Source organism: Candidatus Cloacimonadota bacterium, assembly GCA_020532355.1.
Taxonomy (GTDB): domain Bacteria; phylum Cloacimonadota; class Cloacimonadia; order Cloacimonadales; family Cloacimonadaceae; genus UBA5456.
On sequence record JAJBBD010000259.1, the window covers coordinates 1 to 5245 of the forward strand.

General features: G+C 43.8%; 4 protein-coding genes. All 4 read right to left on the bottom strand.

Annotated features, from left to right (window positions below):
* Positions 1-278: 278 nt before the first annotated feature.
* The gene (locus LHW48_08985) at positions 279-2063 is read right to left on the bottom strand and encodes a [FeFe] hydrogenase, group A (protein MCB5260584.1); all 1785 of its coding nucleotides are present in this window, start codon (positions 2061-2063) and stop codon (positions 279-281) included.
* A gap of 18 nt (positions 2064-2081) precedes the next feature.
* Positions 2082-3644, bottom strand: coding sequence for an NADH-quinone oxidoreductase subunit NuoF (nuoF, locus tag LHW48_08990; protein ID MCB5260585.1), 1563 nt, complete (start codon positions 3642-3644; stop codon positions 2082-2084).
* Positions 3644-4099, bottom strand: a complete 456-nt coding sequence (gene nuoE, locus LHW48_08995; GenBank protein ID MCB5260586.1) for an NADH-quinone oxidoreductase subunit NuoE — start codon at positions 4097-4099, stop codon at positions 3644-3646. Before nuoE ends, nuoF begins: the two co-directional genes overlap by 1 nt.
* A gap of 9 nt (positions 4100-4108) precedes the next feature.
* Positions 4109-5245 (bottom strand): 4Fe-4S binding protein (locus tag LHW48_09000; protein MCB5260587.1); only part of this gene is annotated, 1137 nt, incomplete at its 5' end.

The window sequence follows — 5245 nt, forward strand, 5'->3', positions numbered from 1 at the left end:
AAGGATGCATACATTATCCCGATTGAGGCATTGGAGTTCAAAGCGCATAAATTAACTATCACTTATTTAATATCTTATGGGCGGTTTGGACTTCAAGGCCGTGCATAATTACACGCCTGCTTTTGAAGTCCATGAGGCCTATTAAATTCAATATCAGCAGGAACTTAATTGGCCTCATGAACTCCAATAGCATTGTTCAGGTTTATAAGAAGATTTAATAAAAAAGTAAAGCGACCGGTTTTTATGCCGGTCGCCATGATATGTATTTAGAGTTATATCTAGTGATGTTTATGGGTAACTTCTTCCACAATTTGGCCGTTACTGATGGAACGTTTGAAATAGTAGGTGTGAAGAAGTTTCTGAGCAAGTGGTGAATTAGGAGCACCTAAGAAGCGTTCGTAAATCTTGAGAACTTCTGGGTTCTTATGAGATTTACGTACCGGCAAAGACCGATCTTCTTCATACAAAGCTAATCCTCTGCGGGCTCGGGATGCGATGTCGTTTCCATAAGGCTGTCCGCCACCGCCAACGCAACCACCGGGGCAAGCCATTATTTCAATGAAGTGCCAGGGAGATTCACCCTTGGTTTTAAGACCTTCGCGTACTTGATCCATAACCTTACGGGCATTGCCTAGACCGTGGGCTACTGCTACCCTCAGATCACCAAAGCCAGGTACGTTAACTGTGGCTTCTTTCACTCCGTCAAGCCCGCGAACTGCTTCTATATCTACATTTTCGAGCTCTTGTCCGGTTACCAGAGTGTAAGCCGAGCGGATAGCCGCTTCCATCACACCGCCGGTAGCGCCAAAGATTGTGCCTGCGCCGGAGTAGAAACTCATTCCTTCATCCGGTTCTTCTTCGGGGATATTGGCGAAGTCTATGCCAGCTTCTTTGATCATACGCAAAAATTCACGGGTTGTAAGTACATAGTCCGTATCTTGAAATCCGCTGTCGCTAAGTTCGGGACGGCGTGCTTCGAATTTTTTAGCTGTACAGGGCATGATTGCTACGGAAACTATTTTGGCAGGATCGATGCCGTGTTCTTGGGCATAGTATGTCTTTGCTAATACGCCAAACATGCTCATAGGGGATTTTGCCGTAGAAACGCAATCCGCCAGATCTGGATAATATGTTTCCATAAACTTAATCCAACCAGGAGAGCAAGATGTGATGAGTGGACGTTTTTCGCCTGCTTTCAGCTTTGCTACGCATTCAGTGCCTTCTTCCATGATGGTAAGGTCAGCAGTGAAATTTGTATCCATTACACTATCGAAGCCTATCTTACGCAGAGCAGCATACATCTTTTTGGGTGTTACGCTGCCCAGAGGCATACCAAATTCTTCTCCCAAAGATACGCGGATTGAGGGAGCTTCCTGCACAATAACGTGTTTGTCGGAATCTAGAATAGCCTCCCATACTTCGTCAACTTCGCTTCTTTCACGCAGTGCGCCGGTAGGGCAGTAAACCGTACATTGACCACAATTCACGCAGGGGCTTTGAGCCATACCTAAATTAAAAGCTGTAGTTACTTCGCTGTTTATTCCGCGATCGCTCGTAGTGAGGGCGTAAACCTGCTGTACTTCGTTACATACAGTAATGCACCGTCCGCAAGCTATACATTTGTTAGGATCACGGATAATCGACGGGGAGCTATAATCTACAGGTTTCTTTTCCAGAATATTGGGTAGCGCATCAGGATCTACTCCAAGGTTATTTGCAAGAGTCTGCAATTCACATTTGCCATTAGCGGAGCAGGTGGGGCAAACAACCTCGTGATTCGAAAGGATCATCTCAATTAGGGTTTTGCGGTAGGAGCGAAGTTTTTTGCTGTTGCTGCTAATCTTCATACCTTCGGCAACCGGAGTGCAGCAAGCACGTTTAGGTACAGGGTTACCGGATATTTCCACAACACATACACCGCAGTTTGCAGTTGGGGGAAGATCTGGATGGTAGCAGAGTCTGGGAATATAAATCCCATGTTTGTCGGCAGCTTCGATAATGGTCATGGTTTCGGGAACTTCCAGATGATGACCATCTATCCAAACATTGACGTTTTTAGTCATAATTCTATTCCTCTTGTCTTATTTTTGGGTTATCGCGATGAATTCATCACGGAAGTTATCTATTGCACTGCGTATGGCCATAATTGGGGATTGACCTAATGCGCAGAAGGAAGTTTGTTGCATGGTTTCGGCAATAGAAAGCATGAGCTCTACATCGTCCATATTACCTTCACCTTTCTTGATTTTGGTAATAAGGCGATAGAGCTGTTGAGTTCCATTTTTACAGGGGGCACACTTTCCGCATGATTCGTGACGGAAGAAACGCAGAATACTCCACAACATATCTACGATGCTTTGGTGCTCGTTCATAACAAGAATTGCACCGCTTCCAAGAACGGCTGAGTATTGGTTAAGGCTGGCAAGATCCATTTTTACATCTAATAGACGTTCAGAGAGGATCATGCCTGCAGCTCCACCTACCAATGCAGCTTTGAATTTGAAGCCTCTTTTCATGCCACCTGCATAATCGTTGATGATAGTGCGCAATGTGGAGCCCATATCAACTTCGCAGAGACCGGGATAAGAAACATCTCCAAGTATGGTGTATACTTTGGTTCCGGGGCATTCTGGGGTTCCATATTTCTTGAATTCTTCAGCGCCCTTGGAGATGATGAAAGGTACGTTTGCCAGAGTTTCCACGTTGTTTACTACTGTGGGAGCCTGCCAAAGTCCTTTTACGCCTGGGAATGGTGGTTTCCAGCGTGGGTGACCGCGATTTCCTTCCAAGGATTCTATCAGAGCAGTTTCTTCTCCGCATACATAAGCTCCGGCACCGATTTTGATTTGAATATCCAAATCAAAACCGCTTTCAAAGATGTTTGTGCCAATAATGCCATAATTTTTGCAAGCATCTATAGCTTTCTGCAAGCGCTCTATGCAGAGCTTATATTCACCGCGAATGTATATGTAAGCTTTTGTGGCACCAATTGCGCGGGCACAAATCATGATTCCTTCTAAAAGCTGGTGAGGATCACCTTCCATAATAAGGCGATCTTTAAATGTTCCAGGTTCGCCTTCGTCTGCATTAACAACTACGTATTTTTGCTCTGCATCCAAGGGAGCAGTAAAGCTCCATTTTACTCCGGCTGGAAAACCAGCACCGCCACGACCGCGCAAGCCGGAATTTTTAACTTCTTCCACAATTTGCTTGGCATCCATCTGAGTAAGTGCTTTTTCCCATGCTTCATAACCTCCGGCACCAATGTAATCATCGATGTTTTCAGGATCAATGATGCCAGAATTACGAAGCACAATGCGTTGATTATAATTCAATTTGGGGCTAAATTTTCCGGCAGATTCTAACATCAAACTTGGAACTGGGCGTCCCTTAAGAAAGTGTTCTTGAACCAGTTGCGGAATATGTTCTTCTTTGAGATTTTCGTAGTTTACGTTATCTGGATATACGGTTAAACATATACCCTTACCAAAGAACCCCAAAGGACCAGTTTCCAAAATGTTTATTTCATCACTTAAACCGGATTTGCTAAGCTCTGCTCTCAGAGTTTTTAAAAAGTTATGAACTCCGGCAGCAACGGAGGTTTCATTGATGCCTACCAGCACGTGAGACCGATAGTATTTCATTAATTCCTCCCTTTTATCTTTTCGATGATTTCTTCTACTTTTTCTTCTGACAGATCTCCATATACATCATCGTTTATCATCATTACCGGTGCGTTTCCGCATACGCCTAAACAAGCGCATAATTCCAAAGTGAACTTGCCGTCTTTTGTGGTTTCTCCAACTCCAACGCCAAGAATTGTTTTAAGCTTGCGGAGGATGTTTTCTGAACCTTTTATATAGCAGGGTGGAGATTCACATAGACGAATGATGTTTTTACCTCTAGGACTGGTTGAATACATGGAGTAAAACGTTAAAACTCCATAGATATGATTTTCTGGTAAATTTAGATATTCAGATACTGCAGCTACGGCATCCGTAGATATGTAGTGTTGTGGATGATTATCCTGAATATCGTGAAGAATGTAGATCAGATTGTCTTTGGTGGGGGTGTATTTAGCGCATATTTCTTTGTACATATTTTCCCCTTATTCGTCGTAATGTTGAGCGGCTTTCGCCAATTCAGCTCGATGTGTTTCTACTTCAGGGTGCATGCCGGGTATCTTGTCTATAGCTTTAACCGGACATACATCAAAGCAGTTACCGCATTTTATACAATCCAATTGATGAATTGTATATTTTTCTTCTCTCGAGCCCGTTATGCAATTTGTGGGACATTTGCGGGCACACAAAGAGCACCCAATACATCTTTCTTTATCGATATTAAAATGCATAAGATCTGAGCAAACTTTTGTACTGCAGCTATGATCCCTAATATGGGATTCGTACTCATCTCTAAAGTAGCGTATGGTTGAGAGCACAGGATTTGGCGCAGTTTGGCCCAATCCGCAAAGTGAAAGTTTGCTGATGGATTCTCCCAAACGCTGCAATTCTTCGATATCGCCCTCTTTCCCTTTGCCAGAAGTGATTCGTTCAAGAATTTCAAGCATCTGCTTTAAGCCAATTCGACATGGAGAGCACTTACCACAGGATTCTTCTACACAAAAATCCATAAAGAACTTAGCTACGTTTACCATACACTTTTCGTCGTTCATTACAATAACGCCGCCGGAACCCATCATGGCTCCGCGTTCTTTAAGGTTTTCATAATCTACTGCTGTATCCAAGTGTTCAGCAGTTAAGCATCCACCCGAGGGGCCACCCAGTTGTACGGCTTTGAACTTATGGTCACCAATCATTCCGCCGCCAACATCAAAGATGAGCTCACGTAGAGTAATGCCCATAGGAACTTCTACCAAACCAGTATTCTTTACATCTCCGGTAAGGGCAAACACTTTAGTACCAGGAGATTTTTGGGTTCCCATCGAAGCAAACCAGGCAGCACCTTTTCTTATAATTGTGGCAATATTTCCAATTGTTTCAACATTATTAACCACAGTGGGCTTTCCCCAAAGACCCTGAACTGCTGGATAAGGTGGTTTGGGAGTAGGATTACCTCGCAGACCTTCAATAGAGTGGATAAGTGCCATTTCCTCTCCACAAACAAAGGCTCCTGCACCAGTGCGAACTTCAGCATCGAAGTTGAAGCCGGATCCAAAGATATCGTTGCCCATTAGACCAAGTTCTTTGGCTTGTTGAATTGCCATTTTTATCCGTTTAATGGC

What these genes read in the sequence shown, in the direction of transcription:
- LHW48_08985 (MCB5260584.1), bottom strand. Translation starts at nt 2,063, where the DNA reads ATGACTAAAAACGTCAATGTTTGGATAGATGGTCATCATCTGGAAGTT.
- nuoF (MCB5260585.1), bottom strand. Translation starts at nt 3,644, where the DNA reads ATGAAATACTATCGGTCTCACGTGCTGGTAGGCATCAATGAAACCTCC.
- nuoE (MCB5260586.1), bottom strand. Translation starts at nt 4,099, where the DNA reads ATGTACAAAGAAATATGCGCTAAATACACCCCCACCAAAGACAATCTG.